Annotated in this window: 21 protein-coding genes and 1 tRNA gene; 13 read left to right on the forward strand and 9 right to left on the reverse strand. The window is 68.8% G+C overall.

Features of this window, described 5'->3' with window-relative positions:
- The first annotated feature begins 40 nt into the window (after positions 1-40).
- On the forward strand, positions 41-1,756 hold the full coding sequence (locus tag ACTIMO_RS05565; protein ID WP_448181741.1) for a RecQ family ATP-dependent DNA helicase: 1,716 nt from the start codon (positions 41-43) through the stop codon (positions 1,754-1,756).
- Positions 1,757-1,899: 143 nt separating this feature from the next.
- Here the strand turns inward: ACTIMO_RS05565 and ACTIMO_RS05570 are convergent, their stop codons facing one another.
- Complete coding sequence (locus ACTIMO_RS05570; protein WP_055771672.1) at positions 1,900-2,238, reverse strand: hypothetical protein; 339 nt, start codon at positions 2,236-2,238, stop codon at positions 1,900-1,902.
- A 248-nt stretch (positions 2,239-2,486) separates the two neighbouring features.
- On the opposite strand from ACTIMO_RS05570, the gene ACTIMO_RS05575 reads away from it, so the two are divergent.
- Genes ACTIMO_RS05575 through ACTIMO_RS05590 form a run of 4 tightly spaced genes read left to right on the forward strand, consistent with a single transcriptional unit; the run spans position 2,487 to position 4,825 of the window.
- Entirely contained in the window at positions 2,487-2,924 is a 438-nt protein-coding gene (locus tag ACTIMO_RS05575; protein ID WP_448181742.1) for a GAF domain-containing protein, read from the forward strand.
- Positions 2,925-2,927: 3 nt separating this feature from the next.
- Positions 2,928-3,188, forward strand: a complete 261-nt coding sequence (locus ACTIMO_RS05580) for an ANTAR domain-containing protein (protein WP_055771678.1) — start codon at positions 2,928-2,930, stop codon at positions 3,186-3,188.
- A 10-nt stretch (positions 3,189-3,198) separates the two neighbouring features.
- Entirely contained in the window at positions 3,199-3,603 is a 405-nt protein-coding gene (locus ACTIMO_RS05585; protein ID WP_321166898.1) for a hypothetical protein, read from the forward strand.
- A 34-nt stretch (positions 3,604-3,637) separates the two neighbouring features.
- Entirely contained in the window at positions 3,638-4,825 is a 1,188-nt protein-coding gene (locus ACTIMO_RS05590) for a class I SAM-dependent methyltransferase (protein ID WP_448181743.1), read from the forward strand.
- A 108-nt stretch (positions 4,826-4,933) separates the two neighbouring features.
- Here ACTIMO_RS05590 and rpsA read toward each other — a convergent pair whose 3' ends face one another.
- The 3 genes from rpsA to polA form a co-directional block, all read right to left on the reverse strand.
- Positions 4,934-6,406 carry a 30S ribosomal protein S1 gene (gene rpsA, locus ACTIMO_RS05595; RefSeq protein ID WP_055771683.1) on the reverse strand — a complete coding sequence of 491 codons (1,473 nt, stop codon included), beginning with the start codon at positions 6,404-6,406 and terminating at the stop codon, positions 4,934-4,936.
- 294 nt (positions 6,407-6,700) lie between these two features.
- Positions 6,701-7,999, reverse strand: a complete 1,299-nt coding sequence (locus ACTIMO_RS05600; RefSeq protein WP_448181744.1) for a GNAT family N-acetyltransferase — start codon at positions 7,997-7,999, stop codon at positions 6,701-6,703.
- Between the two features lie 58 nt (positions 8,000-8,057).
- Positions 8,058-10,706 carry a DNA polymerase I gene (gene polA, locus ACTIMO_RS05605; protein ID WP_055772303.1) on the reverse strand — a complete coding sequence of 883 codons (2,649 nt, stop codon included), beginning with the start codon at positions 10,704-10,706 and terminating at the stop codon, positions 8,058-8,060.
- Positions 10,707-10,878: 172 nt separating this feature from the next.
- Here polA and ACTIMO_RS05610 point away from each other — a divergent pair, with 172 nt between their 5' ends.
- From ACTIMO_RS05610 to ACTIMO_RS05635, 6 genes are all read left to right on the forward strand, one after another.
- Positions 10,879-11,367, forward strand: a complete 489-nt coding sequence (locus ACTIMO_RS05610; protein ID WP_082471536.1) for a hotdog fold thioesterase — start codon at positions 10,879-10,881, stop codon at positions 11,365-11,367.
- A 157-nt stretch (positions 11,368-11,524) separates the two neighbouring features.
- A complete protein-coding gene (locus ACTIMO_RS05615) occupies positions 11,525-12,616 on the forward strand; it encodes a hypothetical protein (protein ID WP_448181745.1) in 1,092 nt (363 codons plus the stop codon).
- A gap of 54 nt (positions 12,617-12,670) precedes the next feature.
- Entirely contained in the window at positions 12,671-14,212 is a 1,542-nt protein-coding gene (locus tag ACTIMO_RS05620; protein WP_448181746.1) for a bifunctional lysylphosphatidylglycerol flippase/synthetase MprF, read from the forward strand.
- A gap of 2 nt (positions 14,213-14,214) precedes the next feature.
- Complete coding sequence (locus ACTIMO_RS05625; protein WP_448181747.1) at positions 14,215-15,510, forward strand: alpha/beta hydrolase-fold protein; 1,296 nt, start codon at positions 14,215-14,217, stop codon at positions 15,508-15,510.
- Positions 15,511-15,654: 144 nt separating this feature from the next.
- Positions 15,655-15,834, forward strand: coding sequence for a hypothetical protein (locus ACTIMO_RS05630; RefSeq protein ID WP_055771699.1), 180 nt, complete (start codon positions 15,655-15,657; stop codon positions 15,832-15,834).
- Positions 15,834-16,325, forward strand: a complete 492-nt coding sequence (locus ACTIMO_RS05635) for a hypothetical protein (RefSeq protein ID WP_448181748.1) — start codon at positions 15,834-15,836, stop codon at positions 16,323-16,325. The genes ACTIMO_RS05630 and ACTIMO_RS05635 overlap by 1 nt, the downstream gene beginning before the upstream one ends.
- 35 nt (positions 16,326-16,360) lie before the next feature.
- Here ACTIMO_RS05635 and ACTIMO_RS05640 read toward each other — a convergent pair whose 3' ends face one another.
- The 3 genes from ACTIMO_RS05640 to ligD all read right to left on the reverse strand — a co-directional run bounded on the left by ACTIMO_RS05640 (position 16,361) and on the right by ligD (position 18,605).
- Positions 16,361-16,744: a response regulator transcription factor gene (locus ACTIMO_RS05640; protein ID WP_448181749.1), complete on the reverse strand. Its 384-nt coding sequence runs from the start codon at positions 16,742-16,744 to the stop codon at positions 16,361-16,363.
- 71 nt (positions 16,745-16,815) lie between these two features.
- The gene (locus ACTIMO_RS05645) at positions 16,816-17,439 is read right to left on the reverse strand and encodes a hypothetical protein (RefSeq protein ID WP_448181750.1); all 624 of its coding nucleotides are present in this window, start codon (positions 17,437-17,439) and stop codon (positions 16,816-16,818) included.
- 143 nt (positions 17,440-17,582) lie between these two features.
- Positions 17,583-18,605 carry a non-homologous end-joining DNA ligase gene (ligD, locus tag ACTIMO_RS05650; protein WP_448181751.1) on the reverse strand — a complete coding sequence of 341 codons (1,023 nt, stop codon included), beginning with the start codon at positions 18,603-18,605 and terminating at the stop codon, positions 17,583-17,585.
- Positions 18,606-18,758: 153 nt separating this feature from the next.
- Between ligD and ACTIMO_RS05655 the strand changes: the two genes are divergently transcribed.
- The gene (locus ACTIMO_RS05655; RefSeq protein ID WP_448181752.1) at positions 18,759-19,646 is read left to right on the forward strand and encodes an acyltransferase; all 888 of its coding nucleotides are present in this window, start codon (positions 18,759-18,761) and stop codon (positions 19,644-19,646) included.
- Positions 19,647-19,667: 21 nt separating this feature from the next.
- On the opposite strand, the gene ACTIMO_RS05660 is transcribed toward ACTIMO_RS05655, so the two are convergent.
- Entirely contained in the window at positions 19,668-21,218 is a 1,551-nt protein-coding gene (locus tag ACTIMO_RS05660; protein WP_448181753.1) for a glycosyltransferase, read from the reverse strand.
- Between the two features lie 156 nt (positions 21,219-21,374).
- Positions 21,375-21,459, reverse strand: a tRNA-Leu gene (locus ACTIMO_RS05665).
- Positions 21,460-21,605: 146 nt separating this feature from the next.
- Here ACTIMO_RS05665 and ACTIMO_RS05670 point away from each other — a divergent pair.
- Positions 21,606-22,208 carry an ANTAR domain-containing response regulator gene (locus tag ACTIMO_RS05670; protein WP_055771718.1) on the forward strand — a complete coding sequence of 201 codons (603 nt, stop codon included), beginning with the start codon at positions 21,606-21,608 and terminating at the stop codon, positions 22,206-22,208.
- Positions 22,209-22,237: the final 29 nt, after the last annotated feature.

Below are 22,237 nucleotides of genomic sequence, written 5' to 3' on the forward strand. Positions count from 1 at the left end.
CGTGAATACGCTCAGTGGACTTACTTTCTCGAGGAGGACCGTGTCGATCACGCTGCAGGACCTTCAGCACACCGCTGCTTCCACCTTCGACTGGGACGATCTGCGGTCCGGCCAGGAGCATGCCATGGAGGCGGTCCTCGAGGACCACAGCATCCTCTGCGTCATGCCGACGGGCTCCGGCAAATCCGCCATCTACCAGGTTCCGGCCATGGCGCTGCCGGGCGTCGCCGTCGTCATCTCACCCCTCATCGCGCTGCAGCACGACCAGGCCGAGGCCATCAACGCCCATGCAGGCTCGCCGCGGGCCCGTGTCATCAACTCCGCCCTGCGGAAGCGCGAGCTCGAGGCCGCGTGGGAGGCAGCGGCCGACGACGACGAGCAGACGCGCGCCAAATTCCTCTTCCTCGCACCCGAGCAGGTCGCGCGGGACGAGGTCGCGGCGCGGCTGCGGTCACTCGACGTCTCCCTCGTGGTCGTGGACGAGGCGCACTGCGTGTCCTCGTGGGGCCATGACTTCCGCCCCGACTACCTGCAGCTCGGCCATTTGGTGCGGGACCTCGGAGCGCCCGTGGTCGCGCTGACCGCGACCGCGTCGCGCCCCGTGCAGAAGGAGATCGTCGAACGTCTGCATCTGAAGGACCCGACGATCCTCGTCGAGGGCTTCGACCGTCCGAACCTGCATCTCGAGGTGGTGCACCACGTCGAGGACGCGGAGAAGCACGACGCCGTCCGCGGCGAGGTGCTCGGGCTCGCCGGACCCGGCCTCGTCTATGTCGCCACCAAGAAGGCGGCGGACCGGCTGGTCGCCGAACTCCAGGAGCGGGGCACCAACGCCGACGCGTACCATGCAGGGCGGAGCAAGAAGGACCGTGCCTCGGTGCACGAAGGGTTCCTTGACGGTCGCGTCGACGTCGTCGTCGCCACGACCGCCTTCGGCATGGGCATCGACAAGCCCGACGTCCGCTTCGTGGTGCACGCAGACATCTCGGACTCCCTGGACAGCTACTACCAGGAGATCGGTCGCGGCGGCCGCGACGGGCTCGATGCCCGGGCCATCCTCCACTACCGGCCCGAGGACCTCTCGCTCCGTCGGTTCTTCGCCGCGAAGACCGCGCATCGCACCCAGCTCGGGGACCTGTTCCGGCTCATCTCGGCGCAGGGGAAGCCCGTGAAGATGAAGAAGCTCAAGGACCTCACAGGTCTCTCCTCCCGCAAGCTCACGGGCCTGCTCAACCTCCTGACCGCTTCGGGGTGCGTGACCGACGGAGTGAAGGGGTACCGGGCCCGGACGATGAGCGCCGGGGAGGCCGTCGACCGCGCGGTGGAGCAGGCAGCGAACCGGGAGCGGATCGACCGGTCGCGGATCGACATGGCCCGCCGCTACGCCGAGACGAAGGGGTGCCGCCGACAGTTCCTCCTGTCCTATTTCGGCGAGGAATTCCCGAAGACCTGCGGTGCGTGTGACAACTGCGAGCGGAGAGCCGGATCGGGCACGCCGGCCGGGACGCAGGAAGCATCCCCGAACGGCACTCCGGCGGGCAGTGCCGACGGCAGCGCAGAGGAGACGCCGGACCACCATGACATGCCTTTCGCGGTCGACACGGCGGTGGAACACCCCGAGTGGGGGCGGGGCTCCGTGATGGGATACGAGGACGGGATCGTCACGGTCCTGTTCGAGACGGTCGGCTACAAGACACTCTCCCTCGCGCTCATCGAGGAGAAGGACCTGCTGACAGGCGTGGCGACCGCCGACTAGGCCAGATGGAGCGTCGGAGGACCCGAACGCGGGAGAGACCGAGAACGGAACGGCCCGCCCCGGCGACGGCAGGCTCGAGGGGACGGCCGGCTCGGGGGGACGGCCGGCTCGGGGGGACGGCCCTTCGATGGGACGTGCCCGTGTCACCTCGGCTGCGCCGGGTTGGTCGGATCCCCCTGCGACGGCGGGTTGGTGGGCGGACCGGATGTCGCAGGGCTGACCGGCGACCCGCCGGCCGTGCTCTCCATTTCCGGCATCGACGTGGCGGCCCCTTCCGAGAGTTCGGCACCGCTCAACACGGCGTCGAGCCTGTGCTGCAGCACCACCTTCACCGGAAGCCGGTCCCCGTGAGCCTCCTCGTAGTCGATCAGCGCCTGCAGGCCACCCGCGTCGAGGCCCGTGATGCGGGTGGGAAGGGTAGCGATCGGGATGTGGTCGTAGTCGGTCAGGGGCAGTGCATGGTGGTCTGCTGATCCGCTCACGTCGACTCCTCGGGGTATCGGTAAGCATGCTGGGTCATTCCACCCTAGGGACGGCCGATCGAGGGGTGCAAGCACCCTGCCGCCTGCCCGCCACTGGACCGGGAGCAATCCTCCGGTGTACGCGGGCGGCTGTCTGCCCCGGATCCGGGACACGATCGACCATGGCCAAGGGGCGGCGCTGTGTATCCTGATACTTTGTATCCGATCAGAACCACTCTGTTGCCGAGGCTGGAATTTTGACGTCACCGATGGAAGAACTGACCGTGGTCTTCGCCCGGCTCAAGAGTCTCCTCCTGACCGAGCTGAAGGCCGGACAGGCGGTCGAGGACCTCGCCGAGGCCGTGAAGAAATCGGTCCCCGGATCACTCGGCGCCGGAGTCTCACTCATCGACGATCAGGGCCGCAGACGCAGTACGGGGTACACCGACGACGTCGTGGCCGCCGCCGACGCCCTGCAGTACGAGCTGGGACAGGGTCCCTGCCTCACCGCCTGGGCGGCGGAGTCGACGGTGCAGATCGATGACGTGCAGCAGGACGACCGCTGGCCGCTCTGGAGCGAAGCGGTCGCCGGCCTCCCCCTCCGCTCCACCCTCAGCACCGCACTCATTCACGACGGGAAGAGCATCGGCGCGTTGAAGGTGTATTCGCCCCTGCCGTCGGCCTTCTCGACCCAGCACCGCAAGTAGCTCATGCTGCTCGCCTCCCCCGCGGCAACGCTCCTCGGCAGCGCCCAGCCGGACACCGCGGCCGGCACGGTGAGCAGCGCCCTCCGTGAGGCCCTGAACACCAGGGACGTCATCCTCACGGCACGGGGCATCCTTATGGAGCGGTACGGACTGAACCCCGAAGCATCGATGAGGCGCATGCTGGACGAGGCGTCCGCCGCGAAGACCGATGTGAGGACCGTCACCCTCACCGTGATCGACGGCACTGCCGGTAGCTCGCACTAAGGCGAAGCCCGTGGAGAACCATCCAGATCACGAATATCAGCGGATCCACCTCCTCAGGGCCATCCGGCATGCCCAGATCGACGCCAGTGAACTGTGGCTGCACTACTTCGGGCTCGGCGGGGATGCCGGCGAGTACGAGGTGGAGGCCTACCTGCACGGTTCCTTCACGCTTCCTCCGCTGCAGCGGGACCTGCTCGCCCACGCCGCCAACGAACTGATCGATCGGCTCCCACCACCTCCGCGCGCACCATACAGCACCGACCCCGCGGGGAAGGACCAGGACCTGCCGGACCAGGGACCGTCCGGCCCGGACAGGGCTTCCCCTGACGGCACGTCGCTCGACTGGCTCTTCGACGACCGGCGTGGGGACAACGAACCGGACGGCGGAGCCGGTCGCAGTCCCGGCACGCCCTGATGGGAGGGTCGGGCGTCCGAAGGCGGGCTCTACGATGGACCGGGTGAACCTCTTCGATCCCGACCTGCTGCGACGACGCCCCGATCTCGAAGCCCCGGAGCTGGTCGCCGTCGACGCGGCGGACCGCCTGCTGCTCGACGTCGCAGCGGACGCCCTGCGACGCACCGACGGCGGGATCGCGACGATCGGGGATTCCTACGGAGCGGTGACCCTGGGAGCCGCGGACCTCACGGGACGGAGTGACCTGCGGTCCTTCCAGGACGGCATCGTCCATGAGCGGGCCCTCGCCTGCAATGCGGCGGAGCAGGGGCTGCACAGCGCCTACCGCTCCTATCCCCTCTCCCCCGAACTCCTCGACGGCGTCTCGACGGTACTGCTTCGGTTGCCCCGTGCACTCGACGAACTGGACGAACTGGCGTGGACCATCGCAGTCCACGCCCGACCGGACGTCCAGGTGTTCGCCGCCGGCCGCCTCAAGCACATGTCCCTCTCGATGAACGCCGTCCTGGCTCGCTACTTCGGATCCGTCACCGCGAGCCTGGCGCGGCAGAAGTCGAGGGTCCTGGTCGCCCGGGAGCCGCTGACCGTCCCCCCCGCCGCCTTCCCCCGACGCTCCGGGCACGACGTCGGCCTCGACCGACCGCTCGAACTCCGCGCCTTCGGCGCCACCTTCGGCGGCGCCGCGCTCGATCCCGGTACGCGACTGCTCCTCCCTCACCTGCAGGGCATCTCCGTCGGCAGGCCCGTGGCCGACGGCATCGGCGGGCCGGTGGAGGAAGAGGTGATCGACCTCGGCTGCGGCAATGGTGCGGTCTCCGCCTATCTTGCGCTCAGCCGGCCCGACCTCCGCCTGCACGCCAGCGACCAGTCGGCGTCGGCGGTCGGCTCCACGCGCGCGACCGCTGCGGCCAACGGGGTCGCGGACCGCGTGGCGGTCAGCAGGGATGATGCCCTCTCGGCCCTACCGGATGCCTCCGCGCGCGTGATCGTCCTCAACCCGCCGTTCCACAGCGGGAGCACGGTCCATGAGGGCATTGCACACCGCCTCTTCGACGCGTGCGCGAGGGTACTGACGGAGGGCGGCGAGCTCTGGACGGTGTGGAACAGTCATCTCCGGTACCGGCCGGTCCTCGAACGCACCATCGGCCCCACGCGGCAGCTCGACCGGACCAACCGCTTCACCGTGACCGTCTCGACCAGGAGGGAGCGGCCCCACGAGTGATCGAGGTGCCGGCCTGTAAGGACGGAAGACCTCCCCTACGGCCCCCGACATGCACGAAGGCCCCCATCCGATGGATGGGGGCCTTTGTGTCAGCCGTGAACCGGTGGCTTACGCTCCGGTCAACTTCTCGCGGAGTGCCGCGAGTGCCTCGTCGGACGCGAGCGTCCCCGAACCGGAGTCGGTGACGACGGGCTCGGACGAGTAGCTGGTCGAGTTGGACTCGACCGGCTCGTTCGCCGCGGCGGCGTCGTCGGACGCGTGCTGGACGACCTGCTTCTTGTGGGCTTCCCAGCGGGACTGCGCCTCGGCGTACTGGGCTTCCCAGGCCGCGCGCTGCGTCTCGTAGCCCTCGAGCCATTCGTTCGACTCGGGGTCGAAGCCCTCGGGGTACTTGTAGTTGCCCTCGTCGTCGTACTCGGCGGCCATGCCGTAGAGCGCGGGATCGAACTCGGTGCTGTCGGCGTCGACGCCCTCGTTCGCCTGCTTGAGGCTGAGCGAGATGCGGCGGCGCTCCAGGTCGATGTCGATGACCTTGACGAAGAGCTCGTCGCCGACGGAGACGACCTGCTCGGCGAGTTCCACGTGGCGGACGGCGAGCTCCGAGATGTGCACGAGGCCTTCGATGCCGTCCTCGACGCGGACGAACGCGCCGAAGGGAACGAGCTTCGTGACCTTGCCCGGGACGACCTGGCCCAGGGCGTGCGTGCGGGCGAAGGTCTGCCAGGGATCTTCCTGCGTGGCCTTCAGCGACAGGGAGACGCGCTCGCGATCGAGATCGACCTCGAGCACCTCGACCGTGACCTCCTGGCCGACCTCGACGACCTCGGACGGGTGGTCGATGTGCTTCCAGGACAGCTCCGAGACGTGGACGAGGCCGTCGACGCCACCGAGGTCCACGAAGGCACCGAAGTTGACGATCGAGGAGACGACGCCCGGACGGACCTGGCCCTTCTCGAGCTTGTTGAGGAACGTGGAGCGGACCTCGGACTGCGTCTGCTCGAGCCACGCACGACGCGACAGCACGACGTTGTTGCGGTTCTTGTCGAGCTCGATGATCTTCGCTTCGATCTGCTGGCCGATGTACGGAGCCAGATCGCGGACGCGACGCATCTCGACGAGCGACGCGGGCAGGAAGCCGCGCAGGCCGATGTCCAGGATGAGGCCTCCCTTGACCACCTCGATGACGGTACCGGTGACGACACCGTCCTCTTCCTTGACCTTCTCGATGTCGCCCCAGGCGCGCTCGTACTGAGCCCGCTTCTTGGAGAGGATCAGTCGGCCTTCTTTGTCTTCCTTGGTGAGCACCAGGGCTTCGACCTGATCGCCAACGGAGACGACGTCCCCGGGGTCGACGTCGTGCTTGATGGACAGCTCGCGGGAAGGAATGACACCCTCGGTCTTATAACCGATGTCGAGCAGGACCTCGTCGCGATCGACCTTGACGACCGTACCCTCGACGAGATCTCCGTCGTTGAAGTACTTGATGGTCGCGTCGATAGCTGCGAGGAAGTCCTCAGCGGTGCCGATGTCGTTGATAGCGACCTGCGGGGCACCTTGCTTCTCGGTGGTGGTGATGGTCATGTAGTTGGGACTCCGTTGTGGATGATGACGTGCTCCGGTCATGGTGAACACCGCGGTTCCAGCCATGCCGGAAGCGGGTTCCCCTGTCCGGATGTGGACGAAAGGGAAAGAACCTCGAGAGGTTCGACAGTGGTAGTGCCCTGCGGAGGACATCGGTCTGCACCGGGACCCGCCAGAGCGCACTACGCGCCTGTCCAGTCTAGCCTCGGCCCCCAACACCGTCAAAGCAGCCGGGTCGCGGCGAGCCGCCCGGACGGGGCCCTGCCAAACCCGGTCCGGCGCTCACCTTCGAAGCTAGAAGTGCGTGATGCAGTAGGGCTCCTGCGCCAGCCCGAACAGGACATCCAGCCGCTCGACCTCGGCCGCGCCGGCAGTGAGGCCACCGGCCGCCGCGAGGGTCGAGGCCTGGACTCCACCGAGGTAGAGCGATCCGAGGGCGTTGACCGTGAGCGTGACGTCGGCGGCGGTACCGTCGTCGACGGTGTGCACCTGCGCGACGCCGTCCGTCACCGCCAGCGCGAAGGTGCCATGTGCGAGGCCGAGATCGTCCTGCACCTCGAGGACGATGCTCCCGCTGCCGCGGTAGGACCGCGCTCCGAGCGCCGCGGGGACGTCGAGCATGCGGACCCAGAGGACGTCGTCCGTGCCCTTGACGGCGTAGCAGCGGCGGTCGCGCAGCGCCCACGGGAGGGGGTCGTCGCGCCGGGCCTCGTCCCAGGTGACCACCTGGATGAGGTCGAGCGATCCCAGGTAGCGCCACAGTTCCAGATAGGCCGACGGGGTGCCGGCGACGAGGTCCAGGACCTTCAGGGTGCGCGGCGACGTCTCCCAGCCCGCGAAGCGGTAGGTCACATAGCCCGCGGGCGTTCCCTCGGCGTCGTAGTGGACCGCCATCCGGACGGCTCGGTCCTCGACGGGCCGCTCGCGTCCCCAGTCGCCGGAGGCCCGCCGCGCATAGGCGTACTGTCGGCCCACGGATCCGAAGGTCGACGCCTGGAAGCCGGCGAACACCTCCCCGGCAAGGCGCACCGCGTGCTCGCGGGCCACGAGGGTCGTGGTGCCGGTGGCCGGAGCGGTCACCTCGAAGCGCTCCCGCACGTCCACCTCGATGCTCTGCGTGAACGTCGCTGCCCCGAACCCGAAGCGGCCGTAGATGGTCGCCTCCGACGCGGTGAGGATCGCAAGGGGAAGGCCACGGTCCTTCGCCTCACGCAGGTCGCGCGTCATCATGGACCGCAGGATGCCCCGGCGGCGGTGGCTCGCCCGGACGGTCACCGCAGTGATCTGGTGGACCTCGATCTGGGCCGAGCCGACGTTCAGGGGGTGGACCATGGTGCCATAGGTGCCCACCGGATGGTCGGCCCCGAGCGCTTCGGCCGGCTGGGCGTCGTCGTGGACACCCCACAGCACGCGACCGTCGGCCTGGTACGCCTCGAGGAAGCGCGGGATGTCCTCAGGATCGAAGGTGCCGTCGTGGAAACCGATGCCTTCGGCGTTCAGCCAGGTCGCGAAACGTCCCGTCGCCGAGGTGTCCTCGTCGGGATCGGGCGTGAAGATGCGGGTCTGGAGGGCAGGTGTCGTGTCGTGGCTCACGAGGACCACCCTAGCCCGGCGACCGCGTGCCGGTCCCTCGTCGTCACCCTGAGCGCAACTAGTGTGCGGCGTCGTGCCAGCTGGCGCCCGTGCCCACCGAGACGTCGAGCGGGACGGAGAGATCGGCCGCCGACCCCATCTGCTCGCGCACGAGTGCCTCGACCTCCGCGGCCTCGCCCGCCGCGATCTCGAGGACGAGTTCGTCGTGCACCTGCAGCAGCATCCTCGACGCGAGTCCGCGCCGGGTGAGGGCCTCGTCCACCCCGAGCATCGCCTTCTTGATGATGTCCGCGGCGGAGCCCTGGATGGGCGCGTTGAGGGCCGCGCGCTCGGCCATCTCCCGCAGCTGGCGGTTGTCGCTGGAGAGATCCGGGAGATACCGGCGGCGTCCCTCGATCGTGGAGGTGAAGCCGTCCTTGCGTGCCTGCTCCACGATGCCGCGCAGGTAGTCGCGGACGGCACCGAAGCGCTCGAAGTAGTCGCGCATCAGGGTGCGCGCCTCGTCGACGGAGATGTTCAGCTGCTTCGACAGGCCGAAGGAACTGAGGCCGTACACCAGGCCGTAGGACATCGCCTTGACCTTCGACCGCATCGCGTTGGTCACCTCCTCGGGGGCCACGCCGAAGATGTGCGAACCGACGAAGCGGTGGAGGTCCTCGCCCTCCTGGAAGGCGGCGATCAGCCCCTCGTCGCCGGAGAGGTGCGCCATGATCCGCATCTCGATCTGCGAGTAGTCCGCAGTCATCAGGCTCTCGAACTTCTCGCCGTTCCGTCCCTGCCCGACGACGAACACCTCGCGGATCCGCCGCCCCTCGTCCGAGCGCACCGGGATGTTCTGTAGGTTCGGGTTCGTCGAGGACAGCCGGCCCGTCGCCGCGATCGTCTGGAGGTAGGTGGTGTGGATGCGGCCGTCGTCGTCCACGGCTTTCCGCAGGCCCTCGACCGTCTGGCGCAGCTTCATCGCGTCGCGGTAGGCGAGCAGCTGCGTGAGGAACGGGTGCCCGGTCTTGACGATCAGATCGGTCAGTGCATCCGCGTCCGTGGAGTACCCGGTCTTGATCTTCTTGGTCTTCGGGAGCTCGAGCTCCTCGAACAGGACCGCCTGGAGCTGCTTCGGGGAACCGAGGTTGATCTCCTTGCCGATGATCCGGTAGGCCTCGGCCCCGGCCGCGCTGATGGTGGTGGAGAAGTCGTCGTAGAGCCGGTCCAGGCCCTCGACCGAGACGGCCACGCCGGTGAGCTCCATCCGGGCGAGGACCTCCGCGAGCGGGAGCTCGAGTCCGCCGAGCAGCTGGTTGGCCCCGCGCTCCACGAGCTGGCCGGCGAAGTGCTCGCTCAGCTGGAGTGCCGCGTAGGCCGCGACGACGGCGGGCGAGGCGACGTCGTTGCCGCCGAGGTCCAGTGCCTGCTGGCCCGAGGAATCGCTCGCGGCCGCCGTGATCGAGAGCCGGAGGTGGTACTGGGCCAGATCGGCCAGCTCGTAGCTGCGGCGGTCCGGCTGGATCAGGTACCCGGAGATCGCCGTGTCGTCGACCTCGCCGGCCAGCGCGAACCCGCGCGCGTGCAGCAGCTTCGCGACCGTCTTGTAGTCGTGCACGATCTTCGGTGCGTCCGTGGCGGCCAACCAGGCACCGAGGACCTGCTCCGCCTCGGCGTCGAGCTGCTCGAGCGGGATGAACGCGGCCTGCAGGGAGGTCACGACCGCGATCCCCACGACGTCCGTGGCGCCGGCCGTCGTCTCGGTGGCCAGGGAGAGGGAGGCCTGCGCCTGGTTGGTCGACGCGAACCAGTGCGTCAGCGCTGCAGCGTCCTCGAGCATCACGTGGGCCGGGGCGCTCTGCTCCTCCCCCTCCTCCTCGGACTCCTCCTCGCCGAAGAGATCGAAGAGGCGCTTGCGCAGGGTGTTGAACTGGAGCGAGTCGAAGAGATCCTCGACGGCGGAGCGGTCGGGGTGCTGGGACACCATCGCGTCGAGGTCCACCGGCAGCTCGAGGTCGGTGAGCAGGCGGTTCAGGCGGCGGTTGCGCTTCACGTCCTCGATGTTGGCGCGCAGCGAGTCGCCGACCTTGCCGCCGATCTTGTCCAGGTTCTCCAGGATGCCCTCGAGGCCGCCGTAGAGCTTGATCCACTTGGCGGCCGTCTTCGGACCGACCCCCGGTACGCCCGGCAGATTGTCGGCGCTCTCTCCGACCAGCGCCGCGAGGTCCGAGTACTGGTGGGGCGGAACGAAGTACTTCTCCTCGATGGCCTGTGCGTCCATCTGCGGGATGTTCGTGACGCCCTGCTTCGGGTAGAGCACGGTCACGCGGTCGTTGACGAGCTGGAAGGCGTCCCGGTCGCCGCTGACCACCTGCACGTCCCAGTCCGCCGCGGCCGCCTGGTAGGCCAGCGTCGCCAGGATGTCGTCGGCCTCGTAGCCGTCGAGCGAGATGGTGGGGATCCGCATGGCCTCCATGACCTTGATGATGAGATCCACCTGCCCGTGGAATTCCTCGGGCGTCTTGGATCGGCCGCCCTTGTACTCCGTGTACTCCTCCGAGCGGAAGGTCGGGGTGTCGAGGTCGAAGGCCACGCAGACGTGGCTCGGCTTCTGGTCCTTGATGAGGTTGATGAGCATCGCGGTGAAGCCGTAGACCGCGTTGGTGTGCTGCCCGGTGTCGGTGGAGAAGTTCTCCGGCGGCAGTGCGTAGAAGGCGCGGAAGGCCATCGAGTGACCGTCGATCACCAGCAGCCTGTTGCGCGAGCCGTCGCTCCGCCGAGCCGACGCCTGCCCGCCGGCCGGTGCCACGGCGCCGTCCGGAGTGCCCTCGGCGGGCGGCGTCATGGTCAGGGTGGCAGCAGGTTTGGTCGTTTCACTCACAGGTGCCAGCCTAGTTGCCATGACAGACAACCGCACCCGACCCGACGCCGTCCAGCAGCCCACGGAGGAGCGCCTGGCCGAGCTCACCGCCGCAGGGATCCCGCCCGAGATGCACGGCTGGCTCGGCCGGTACGGAGTGGGCGCACTGACCGTGAAGATGGGCATCGTCTTCCAGGAGATGAGCGCCGAGCGGATGGTCGCCACCATGCCCGTCGAGGGGAACCAGCAGGTCGCCGGCATCCTCCACGGCGGGGCGCACGTGGTGCTGGCCGAGACGCTGGGGTCCTTCGCCGCCGCCCTGCACGCGGGCCCAGGTCGGCAGGCGGTCGGGATCGAGGTCGGGGCCACGCATCACCGCAGCATCGATTCCGGCACGGTGACCGGCACGGCGACGGCGATCCATCTCGGGCGGACGCTCACCACCCACGAGGTCGTCATGACCGACGAGCAGGGCAGGCGTCTGTCCACGGCCCGCATCACCAACATGATCAGGGACGCGCGCGGTTGAGCCCCACCGCATCCCGGCCCGCCCCTCCTTCTGTCCAGCGGACGGACACCGTCCGCCCAGAGAACAGTCAGCCGATGCTCGGATACTGACTGCGGCCGGCCGGGGTGGGACGCCCCGGGGCGTCCGCCCCGGGGACACGTCGCCGGCGGGACGAGGGATGATGGCGGACACACAGCAGGGGCTGCGACCAGAGCCGGGATCGGTTCCGTGGCAGATCACGGCGACGCTCCGGTCCGCGTGGCACAGCTCGGTACGGACGGCCCGCAGGGCACCCCTCGCGCTGTCGGCCCTCGCCGCCGTCTGGCTCCTCGCCCTCGGCACGGGTGCACTGCCCGCCGGACCGCCCGCCGGGCTCGCGCCGTCCGTCCTCTTCTCCCCCCGCACCTCGGAGCAGCACCCCCTCTCCCTGCTGCTGTCCCTGGTCTGGGCGCCGGATCTTCCCGCCTACCTCGGAGCGACGGCGGCGACTGCCGCCCTCGGCATCCTCGCCGAGACCCGGCTCGGGACGCGGCGCTTCGCCCTCGCCGTCGTCGTCACCCACCTCGCGGCGCTGATCGGCGCCCTGGTGCTCGGTACCGCCGTCGCACCCCTCTTCCCCCGCTGGTCGGCAGCGTTCGGCACTGCATCGCTCGGCGGTCCGACGCTCGGGATGCTCGGTGCCATGCTGGCCGCCACCGCGGGGATGGGGCCCCTCTGGCGGCGGCGGCTGAGGATCATGGGCGTCCTCCTGCCGTTGACGCTCGTCCTCTACAACGGCGCGCTGATGTCCGTCGCGCTCCTGCTCGCAGCCCTCGCGGGCCTGGCTGCCGGGCCGCTCCTCCTGGGGCGCCACGCGCACCGACCGGCTGCGCCGTCCATCCGTGAGTCGCGTGTCCTGGTTGCGCTCGTCTGCGCCGCCGCCGCCGTCGGGCCCGCGCTCGCCGCCCTCTCGCCGCATGCGACCGGGCCGTTCGCGGTCCTCGGGATCCTCTTCACCTCTGTGGAGGGCGCCACGCCCGACGCCGTCCGAGCGGCCTGCGAGCCCGGCGGCGTGGTGCGGCGCTGCGCCGAGGCGCAACTGCAGGCACGGGCCGGTGCAGGGGGCCTCGTGATGTCCTGCCTCCCGACGGTCCTCCTGCTCGTCCTCGCCGACGGCCTGAGACGCGGCCGGCGCTTCGCGTGGGCCGGGACGATCGTGGTGCAGCTGGCCCTGGCGCTGCTGTCGGTCCACACCTTCCTCACCTTCCTGCGGCACCGCGCGGACAGTTAGCTCGCGACGCTCCTGGCGGGCGCACGCCCGGAACGGATCATCGCCGACCTCGTGGTGCCGGCGCTGCAGCCCGTGGTGATCGTCGTGCTCCTGGTCCTCGTCCGGCGCCTCTTCGTGCTTCGCGCGGCTCCCGGCACCTACCGCACCATCGGGCTTCACACGGCCGGCGCCCTCGTCGGTTCCGGCACCCTCTACGTGGGGCTCGGACTGGTGGTCGCGCGCCAGTTCAGCCCGGGGGCCACGCTGCCCACGCTCCTCGCCGACTTCCCGCAGCGGCTGCTGCCGATCGCCGCGACGCTGCACGTCTACCCCGGGTTCCTGCCCTCGGACAGCGCGGCGATCATCCTCTACGAGTGGATCGGGATCGCCTTCTGGGCTGTGGTCGCCGGACTCCTGCTCCGCTCCTTCCGGTCGGTCCGGCGCACCGGGGACGACGCCGACCGCGATCGCGCACGGAGCATCGCCTCGGTGGAGGGCCGCGGCTCCATGACCTGGATGGGCCTCTGGCCGGGCAACTCCTACTGGTTCGACGGGTCCTCCTACGTGCCCTACCGGGTGATCTCCGGCGTCGTACTGACCCTCGCGGGTCCGGTGGGACCGGCCGCCGACACCGGACGAGCACTGCGCGGGTTCTCGGAGTACTGCCACACGCAGGGCTGGATCCCCTGCTTGTACTCGGTCACCGGCAAGGTGGCGGACCTGCTGCCGCGTGGGTACCGGCGCCTGCAGGTCGCGGAGGAGACGGTCCTGGACCTCGACGGGCTCGCCTTCACCGGCAAGCGGTTCCAGGACGTCCGCACCGCCCTGAACCAGGCCAGGAAGAACGGCGTGCACAACGAGTGGGTCGATCCCGTGCAGACCCCGGCGGCGATCCTCGACCAGGTGCGCAGCATCTCCGAGGAATGGGTGGCGGACAAGTCGTTGCCGGAGATGGGCTTCACCCTTGGCGGGATCGACGAGCTCCGCGACCCCGCCGTGCGCTGTTCCGTCATCATCGACGACGGACGGACGGTCCACGCCGTGGCGTCCTGGCTGCCCATCCACGACGGCGGACGGGTGACCGGGTGGACGCTCGACTTCATGCGCCGGCGCGGCTCCGGCTTCAAGCACAGCATCGAGGTGCTGATCGCGCAGGCCGCGCTGGACCTGCAGGCGGAGGGCTGTACCGAGCTCAGCCTCTCCGGTGCTCCCCTCGCCCGGTCGGGGTCGGAGGACGCCGACGGCGACCCGGGCGACGCCCTCGACCGGATGCTCGGCGTCGTCAGCCGCACCCTCGAGCCGGTCTACGGCTTCCGTTCCCTCTTCGCCTTCAAGGCCAAGTTCGGCCCGCGCTACGTCCCGCTGTACCTGTGCTTCGAGGACCCGGCCACGCTGCCGGCGATCGGGCAGGCCATCACGCGTGCCTATGCGCCCGACGTCGGCGCGGCGGACGTGTGGCGGCTCCTCGTCACAGGGCCGCGACGCAGGGGCCGGACCGCACCCGGGCCGGCGCCGGCCTCCCTGCCCGTCCGCGCATCCGGTCCCGCACCCGCACCCGCACCGCCCCTCCGCGAGCGCGACCCGTCCCCCACCCGCTCCGGCGGACCGAAGGAGTAGCCATGGACCCGCTCGAGTGGGACCTCATCGACGGGCCCGCGCCCGCCGTCCTCGCCGCCCTGGGCGGACTGGCCCTCCTGTGGCTCGTGGCGGGCCGCCGGCGGCACCTGGTTCGCGCCGTCGTCCCGGCCGCACTGATCGGCGCGGTGGGGGGTGTCGCGGTCTGGTTCGTGACCGAGGAAGTCCTCAACATCTGGGGGGCGCCACAGCCCCCCTGGTTCTACCTGCTGGGCGGCACGGCGATCGCGGCGGTCCTGCTCGGCGCGACGGGGCTCCGCACCCGCCGGCGGTGGTGGCAGCGCGTGCTGACCGTCGTCGCTCCCGTCCTGGTCCTCGTGGCGGTCGCCGTGAGCATCAACGCCTACTACGGTTCCTTTCCCACCCTGCAGGCGGTAACCGGCGGTGCGGACGTTCCCCGCCTGGAGGCCGTCCGCACTCCCGAGGGCTCCGGTCCGTTGACCACCATCGACGACTGGGAGCCACCGGCCGACATGCCCTCCACGGGGACCATCTCGGTGACGACGATCCCCGGGACGGTCTCGGGAGTGGAGGCCGGTGACGCCTACGTCTACCTGCCGCCGGCGTATCTTGCGTCCACCCCGGCCCACCTGCCGGTCCTCGTCCTCATCCATGGCGACCCCGGCGGGCCCGAGGACTGGATCACGGGCGGTCGGCTTCCCGCGGTGATGGACGCGTACGCCGCGGCGCACAAGGGCCTGGCCCCGATCGTGATCCTCCCTGATGGCTCTGCCAGCACCGGTCCCACGCCGTCACTGTGCCTGGACAGCAACTACGGCAAGGCCGGGACCTATCTGTCCACGGACGTCCCCGCATGGGTGAAGTCCACGCTGAAGGCGGGCACCCATGCAGCTACGGACTGGGCGATCGGGGGATTCTCCTACGGCGGGACCTGCTCGCTGACCCTGGCGGCAGGACACCCGTCCGTGTACCCGACCTTCCTCGACATCTCCGGCGAGGACGAGCCCACCATCGAGGCGGGCCGCGACGCGCTGATCGCGAACTACTTCTCCGGTGACGCGGCGGCCTTCGAGGCCCAGGATGCCCTGGACGTCGTCACGACGACTCCCCTGCCCGGCACCGCGGGGATCATCACGGTCGGTGCCGATGACAGCTTCTACAGGCCGCAGGGCGAGAAGGTCGCGGCGGCCCTGACGTCCGCGGGCGTCGACGTCCAGCTGCAGACCGTACCCGGCGGTCACACGTGGGAGGCCTGGAATGCCGGCCTGCAGAACAACCTCAACTGGCTCATGCAGCGGGCCGGCGTCCTGGCCGGGTAGGAACCACGGTGCCGGAAAGCAAGTCCGCCCTGTGACCCCCGGGATGATTGCCCGGGCTCCCCGGCTCTTCCTACCGTGGAGGGAGGGCCGGTCCCCGATGACCGTCCTGCCAGAGCACAGAACAGCACCCGGACGGAGCCTCCCATGGCAGACAAGCATCACAGGACCATCGCCGCCCTCCTCGCCGCGAGCACGCTCTTCCTGGGCGGCTGCGACCTCGGCACCAAGGACAGCGACAACTCCGGGACGGACACCGGAAACTACGACGACAACAACGGCATCGACACCGACCTCGGCGACGATGCCCGCGGGAACGACAACTAGTGGCGGAGCGCGCGGCGGCCCTCGGCCGGGCGGCTCTCCGCGGTGCCGCGGCAGGCCTGCTGGGGACCGCGGCCATGACCGCCGGAGAACTCCTGGAGCAGCGCGTCACCGGCCGGCCGGACTCCCACGTCCCCGCGCGTACGCTGCGTCTGCTGTTGCGCCGGCCCACCGGCCAGGCGGCGCAGTACCCGGGGTGGAACCACGCGATGCACTGGCTCACCGGTGCCGCGCTCGGCGCGGTGCGTGGCATCTGGTCCGTCACGGGGATCCGTGGTCCGTCAGCGACAGCCGCCCACACCGTGCTGCGCCTCGCCTTCGACCAGACACTCGAGAACGCGACCGGGGCGGGCGCCGCTCCGTCGCTCTGGCCCTCCGGCGAGAAGACCGTCGACTACCTCCACAAGAGCGTGTACTCGGTGGTCACGGGTGCGGCGTCCGACGCGCTGAACCCGCCCGCACTCGTGAGCCGAGCCGGCGTGCGCTCGCACTGACGCAGGACCCACCCATCGGCACCTGCCGACATGGGTCAGGCGTCGGCGGCGGCTGTCCCCTCCTGGATGTGCCGTCGCAGCTCGGCGGGCCGGAAGGGCTTGCGGAGGTAGCGGTCCGCCCCGGACTCGAATCCCCGCTTCTCGTCCGAGGGATCCGCGCGCGCCGTCAGCATGACGATGAAGGTTCCCGAGAACCGACGGATGCGCTGCGCGACCTCGAAGCCGTCGATGTCGGGCAGGCCGACGTCGAGCGTCACGACGTCCGGCATCAGGCGCCGCACCATCTCGACCCCGGCGAGTCCCGCCGGCGCGGTGTGCACGCGGAAACCGGATCCGGTCAGCACGGTGTGCAGGAGATCCCGGACGTCGTCATCGTCCTCGATGACGACGGCAGTGCGGGCGCGGTCGGTACTCGGCATGCCGCAAGTTTACTCCGGGGCGTTTCCGCCGTGGCACGCAGCCCGACGGGATGCTGCAGCCGCGGGGAGGGTCAGGACTCGGGCCTGACCGTTACCTCGACCGCCTCGACGCCGCCGGACGGCTGGACCATCACGGTCCGGAGGGTGCCCGGCAGTTCGGGGAACAACCCGATCATGAGGAGTTCGCTCGTTTCTCCCGGCAGCGCTCCCCCGCTGTACTCCTCCACGAGTCCCACGACGTCCGGATCGGCCTCGCCGCCGTTCGCCGCCGCGCCCCACTCCTCGATCACCGCCGCTGCGGGTCGGAGTTCCAGCTCCTGCCCCTCGGGCGTGGAGACGGTCACGGTGTCCAGGTCGAGGGTCAGGCCACCCTCGGGATTCTGTACCGTGACCAGCGCGTAGGTCGCGGCGTCCCCGCCCAGCTCCGCGCGCAGGGCCTCCACGTCCGCCGGCTCCTCGGCGGGCAGGACGACATCCCCCTTCGCCTGGTCGACGAGGAAGGCGAAGCTGCCGCTGTTCGCATCCGCGAGCCCCTCCACGGAGGGCGCGTCGGACGGGGCCGCGGCCTGCTCCGATGCCGTCTCCGCCGGATTCGGCGTGGGCCCGGCAGGTTCGGGGCCGGTGGCCGGGTTGCCGCCGCACCCGGAGAGCGCGAGCAGCAGCAGGAGGGTCGATGGCAGGACGTTCTTCTTCATGGTTCTCCCAGCGGCCGGACATGGACCGGCACGGTGTCGGGCCCGGTTCCACCGGGACGCAGCAGCGTTCCTTCCTGTTCTACCAGCGGGCCATCGGCGTCGGGCAGGGAGCTCTGAGGACTACGGACCGTTGACAGGCCGCGTCAGTCCCGGCTACGTGCCCGGCTGGGCTGCACCCGCATCGGTTCCCCGGGCATCTTGGGGAAGTCCGGTGGGAAGGGCAGCTCCCCGAGTCCCTGCTCGGCATCGCGTTCCCACCACGACTGCAGCACGTCGATGCTCCCTGGTGCGTCATGCATGTGCTCCCACGGATCGCCGACCGTGCTCAGGCGTTGCGGGACAGTGGCGACCGTGAACGACGCCGGGTCGACGTCGGAGAGCTCCTCCCACGTCACGGGGCACGAGACAGGGGCATGTGGCAGCGCCCTCGGGCTGTAGGCGCCCGCCATGGTGCGGTCCCGGTTCGCCTGGTTGTAGTCGACGAAGATCCGCTCGCCGCGTTCCTCCTTCCACCATGCCGTAGTCACACGGTCCGGCATCCGGCGTTCCAGCTCACGCGCGGCGGCGATCACGGCGCGGCGGACGTCGAGGAACTCGTGGGCGGGCTCGATCGGCGCGAACACGTGCAGCCCCCTGTTGCCCGACGTCTTGACGAAGCACGTGAGCCCGGCTCCGGCGAGGACGGCGCGCAACTCGTGGGCGGCGGCCACGACGTCGGCGAACGTGGTGCCGGGTTGGGGGTCGAGGTCGATCCGCAGTTCATCGGGGAGATCCGGCGCGGCGGCTCGGGACGCCCACGGGTGGAAGACGACGGTGTTCATCTGTGCGGCCCACACGACGGACGCCGGTTCGTCGAGGACCAGCTGGGGGTGGGATCGTCCGCTGGGATATGTCACGGTCACGCTCCGCACGTAGTCAGGAGCACCCTTGGGCGGGTTCTTGCTGAAGAAGAAATCACCGTCCACGTCCGCGCCGAAACGCTGCAGGGAGACGGGGCGGCTGCCGTTCGCGCGGAGGAAGGCGGGAGCGACCTCCACGAGATACCGGGCGAGGTCCAGCTTGGTGAGGCCCACGTCGGGCCAGAGCACCCTCGAGGGGCTGGACACCCGGACCGGCCGTACGCCCTCCGGTCCGTCGACGTCGAGGATCATCGCTTCGCTGGCCATGCGCCCACAGTACCCGCGGGTCCTTCCGGGCGGCAGGCCCGGCGGGGGCCGTTTGCGGCGACATTTTCATGAGCGGGTCATTCGTCCTATCGACGGGCCTCCCCGGCATGTGAACACGGCGGGCGATGTCGGCTGCGCGTATAGAGTGCAAGCATGAAGAAGCTGGACACCATATCGCCGTACTCGGACGAGTTGGGGAACGAGATAGTCTACGAGGGAAGCCTCACGACGGGCGTGAGTGTGCAGTTCACCGGCAGCAACAATCGTCTCGTCATCGCCCCTGGGGTCAGGATCAAGAGATTGGCGGCACTGTTCGACTGCAACAATGCCTTGATTCAGATCGGCACGCACACCACCCGATTGGCTCCCCTGCAATTGTTCCTGCGCGTCGGAGAGGATTCGAAGATCATCCTCGGGGATGACCTCTCGACGACGAATCTCTGTGTCATCTCGGCCGTCGAGGGAACGACAGTGGACATCGGCGATGACGCGATGATCGCCACCGATACGGAGATTCGCTCCGACGACAGCCATCCGATCTTCGACATCAGGACGGGAGCGCGCATCAATCCTTCGAGATCAATCACCATCGGGAAGCATGTGTGGATCGCCCGTCGAGCAGTGATCATGGGTGGATCGATCATCGGCGACGGCGCCGTGATCGGTCACGGAGCGTTCGTCAAAGGGAAAATTCCCAACAATTGCGTAGCCGTGGGATCGCCCGCTCGCGTCGTCCGCAGGGATATCGCCTGGGAGCGCCCGCACCTGTCCATCAACGCACCCTTCTACAAGCCCGATGCGGACAGCATCACGAGGTCCGACTTCTGGCATCCCACGGACGAACAGATCGACGGCGTTCCGGCACCCGTCGTCCTCAGCTTCCACGTCGACGGGGTCGACTACGGCGTCGACTTTGCCGATGCTCAGACCGCACGGGACTGGTGGGATCCATCGGACCCGTCCCGGGCGACAATACTGACGAAAACGTCGACGAAGAACGCCGAGCGCCTCCTCGGTAGGGATCCCGGCACGGTCGCCTAGTCGAAGGACCTGATATCAGCGCTACGCGATACGCACAGGTGGATCTGCGGCAACGCGTGCATGCTTGCCGATCCGCTCATCGCCCAGGACCGTCTTCCAGTCATCGATGAGCCTCTGCTCGGAGAACCGACGCGCTATGGTCCTGGCCGTGTCGGACATCTGCTCACGCTGTTCGTCGTTCAGCAGCAGGAAGATGATGGAGTCCGCCAGATCCTTGATGTTGCCCTGCTGGACCAGCAATCCGTCGACGCCGTGGCGGACGAGGTCACGGGGACCGTACTTAAATTCGTAGCACACGGGTACGCAGCCGGCCGCCATACTCTCTGCCATCGAGAGGCAGAATCCCTCGTACTCGGAGGCCACGATCGAGACTGCGGCGCCGGAGAACACCTGCGACGCGTCGTCGCTGAATCCTCGCAGCGCAACAGATTCCCCCAGACCGAGCTCCGATATCGCTTCTCTGATCCTCTTCTCGTCGCTGCCACGCCCGTACAGGTCGAGGTGCGCATCCGGGACGGCGTCGAGGACCTGCTTGAAGGCCGAGAGCGCAGGTACCTGTCCCTTGACCGGTTCAAAGCGACCGAGCATCACGACCTTCCGCGGATCCCTCTGGCCACCACCGTCCGAAGGGACCATGTGATGAGGTATCACGTGAATGGACGGGAGGTAGCCCAGTTGCTTCCAGAGGTCCTGGCGCTGCTCCTCAGTGAGCACGATCACGTCATCGACGGTCGGTATGTGCTCGATGAAGTCCCGCATGTCGTCGCGAGTACCGCTCCCATACTGTCCTGGAACAGCCAGATGGTTGTTGTGCACGGTGTAGATGACACGGGCGCTGTTCTCGCGCTGCAGCTTCTCGAGGGCCAGGCGGCGCACGCCGTACTCCGAGATAATGGTCGGCGCAGTCTGTGCATCCCGGAGGACATACTCCTGCATCCAGTACGCGAAAAGCTCCACCGTGTCCTGGAAGAAGTAGCTGACACCGCTGGTACCGGTCACCACGATGCCGCGGACCCGTCCGGAGGGCGCATCCATGATGTCCTCCATGTAGCACGTGCCGTCACGTCGGAGGTACCTGACGAGTTCGGCCCTGTTGTCCGCATTCATGATCTCGACCTTGCAGACAGCACCGCCGTCGTCGTGCCACTCACGGCGCACGCGCTTCCCGTGCTGCAGATGATCAATGAAATGCACCCGCTCCCCACGGAACCATACGAAGTGCTGGTAAACCTTCTGTGCTGTGTAGCCGCGCCTGACCCGCGGCTCCTTCGGATCGACGACATAGTCCAGGGAAGCATCGAGCGGAGCCCGGTAGACGGCCTCAGCGGGATAGACATCCTCTCCGGCGAGATCGTGGTGCAGACTCCTCAGCCGGATGGCATCGCCGAGCCGGCCGCTCTGGCGCAGACCGTTGGTGTTGGAGTCGTAGTCCGGATAGAACGTGTCGATGAGGATGTCGGTCGAGATCGAAGCCTTCGCCAACGCCTGGGCACGCCGCAGCACGGACATCGCAAGACCTGTAGGGTGCGCCGGCATCGGTCCGAACATCGCGACGAAGACGTGCTGGTCCATAGTTCTGCTTTCTGGTGGCAATCCGCGAGCGGGTGGCTGGTCGAACACTCAATGTCGAGCGTACCGTCATCCGATCGGTCGTCCGCCTCCCAGCGGCCGATGGGTGATTGCCGCGACTGAGGGCAGTTCTTCGCGCCGCCTGCAGGCGGCCGCCTCTGGTGCCCGAAGTGGGACTCGAACCCACACACCTCTCGATACTGCATTTTGAGTGCAGCGCGTCTGCCAATTCCGCCATTCGGGCCGTGCCCGCCACGGCTGTGAGGAAGAAGGCCGACTTCCGTCCTCCGCCGGTGCGCGAAACCACTCTACATGCCGATAGGCTGGATGCCGGATCGGGAGCATGCCGTCCGCGGTCCGCCGGAACGCCGTCATCATCAAGGAGCAACAGTGTCTGAATCCACCGAAACCACGCCCGCCGGACCCGCTCGCCGGGTCATCGTGGCCGAGGACGAGACGCTCATCCGGCTCGACATCATCGAGATCCTCCGCGGCGAGGGCTACGAGGTCGTGGCGGAGGCCGACAACGGCGAGAAGGCGGTCGCCCTGGCTCAGGAGCACAGGCCCGACCTCGTCCTCATGGACGTCAAGATGCCCGTCATGGACGGCATCACCGCGGCGGAGCAGATCGTCAAGGCGCGCATCGCCCCCGTGGTCCTCCTCACGGCCTTCAGCCAGAAGGAACTCATCGAGCGCGCCCGCGATGCCGGTGCCATGGCCTACGTCGTCAAGCCGTTCACTCCCGCGGACCTGATCCCCGCCATCGAGATCGCGATGTCACGCCACGAGGAGATCAAGGCCCTCGAGGCCGAGGTGTCCGACCTCCAGGAGCAGTTCGCCACCCGCAAGCTCGTGGAGCGCGCCAAGAGCCTGCTCACCACCAAGATGGGCCTCACCGAGCCAGAGGCCTTCCGCTGGATCCAGAAGACCTCCATGGACCGCCGCCTCAGCATGCGCGAGGTCGCGGAGACGATCATCAACCAGGTCAACTGACCCCGCGGGGACTTCTCGCAGTCCCACCC

This window comes from Arthrobacter sp. CP30, from assembly GCF_053470025.1.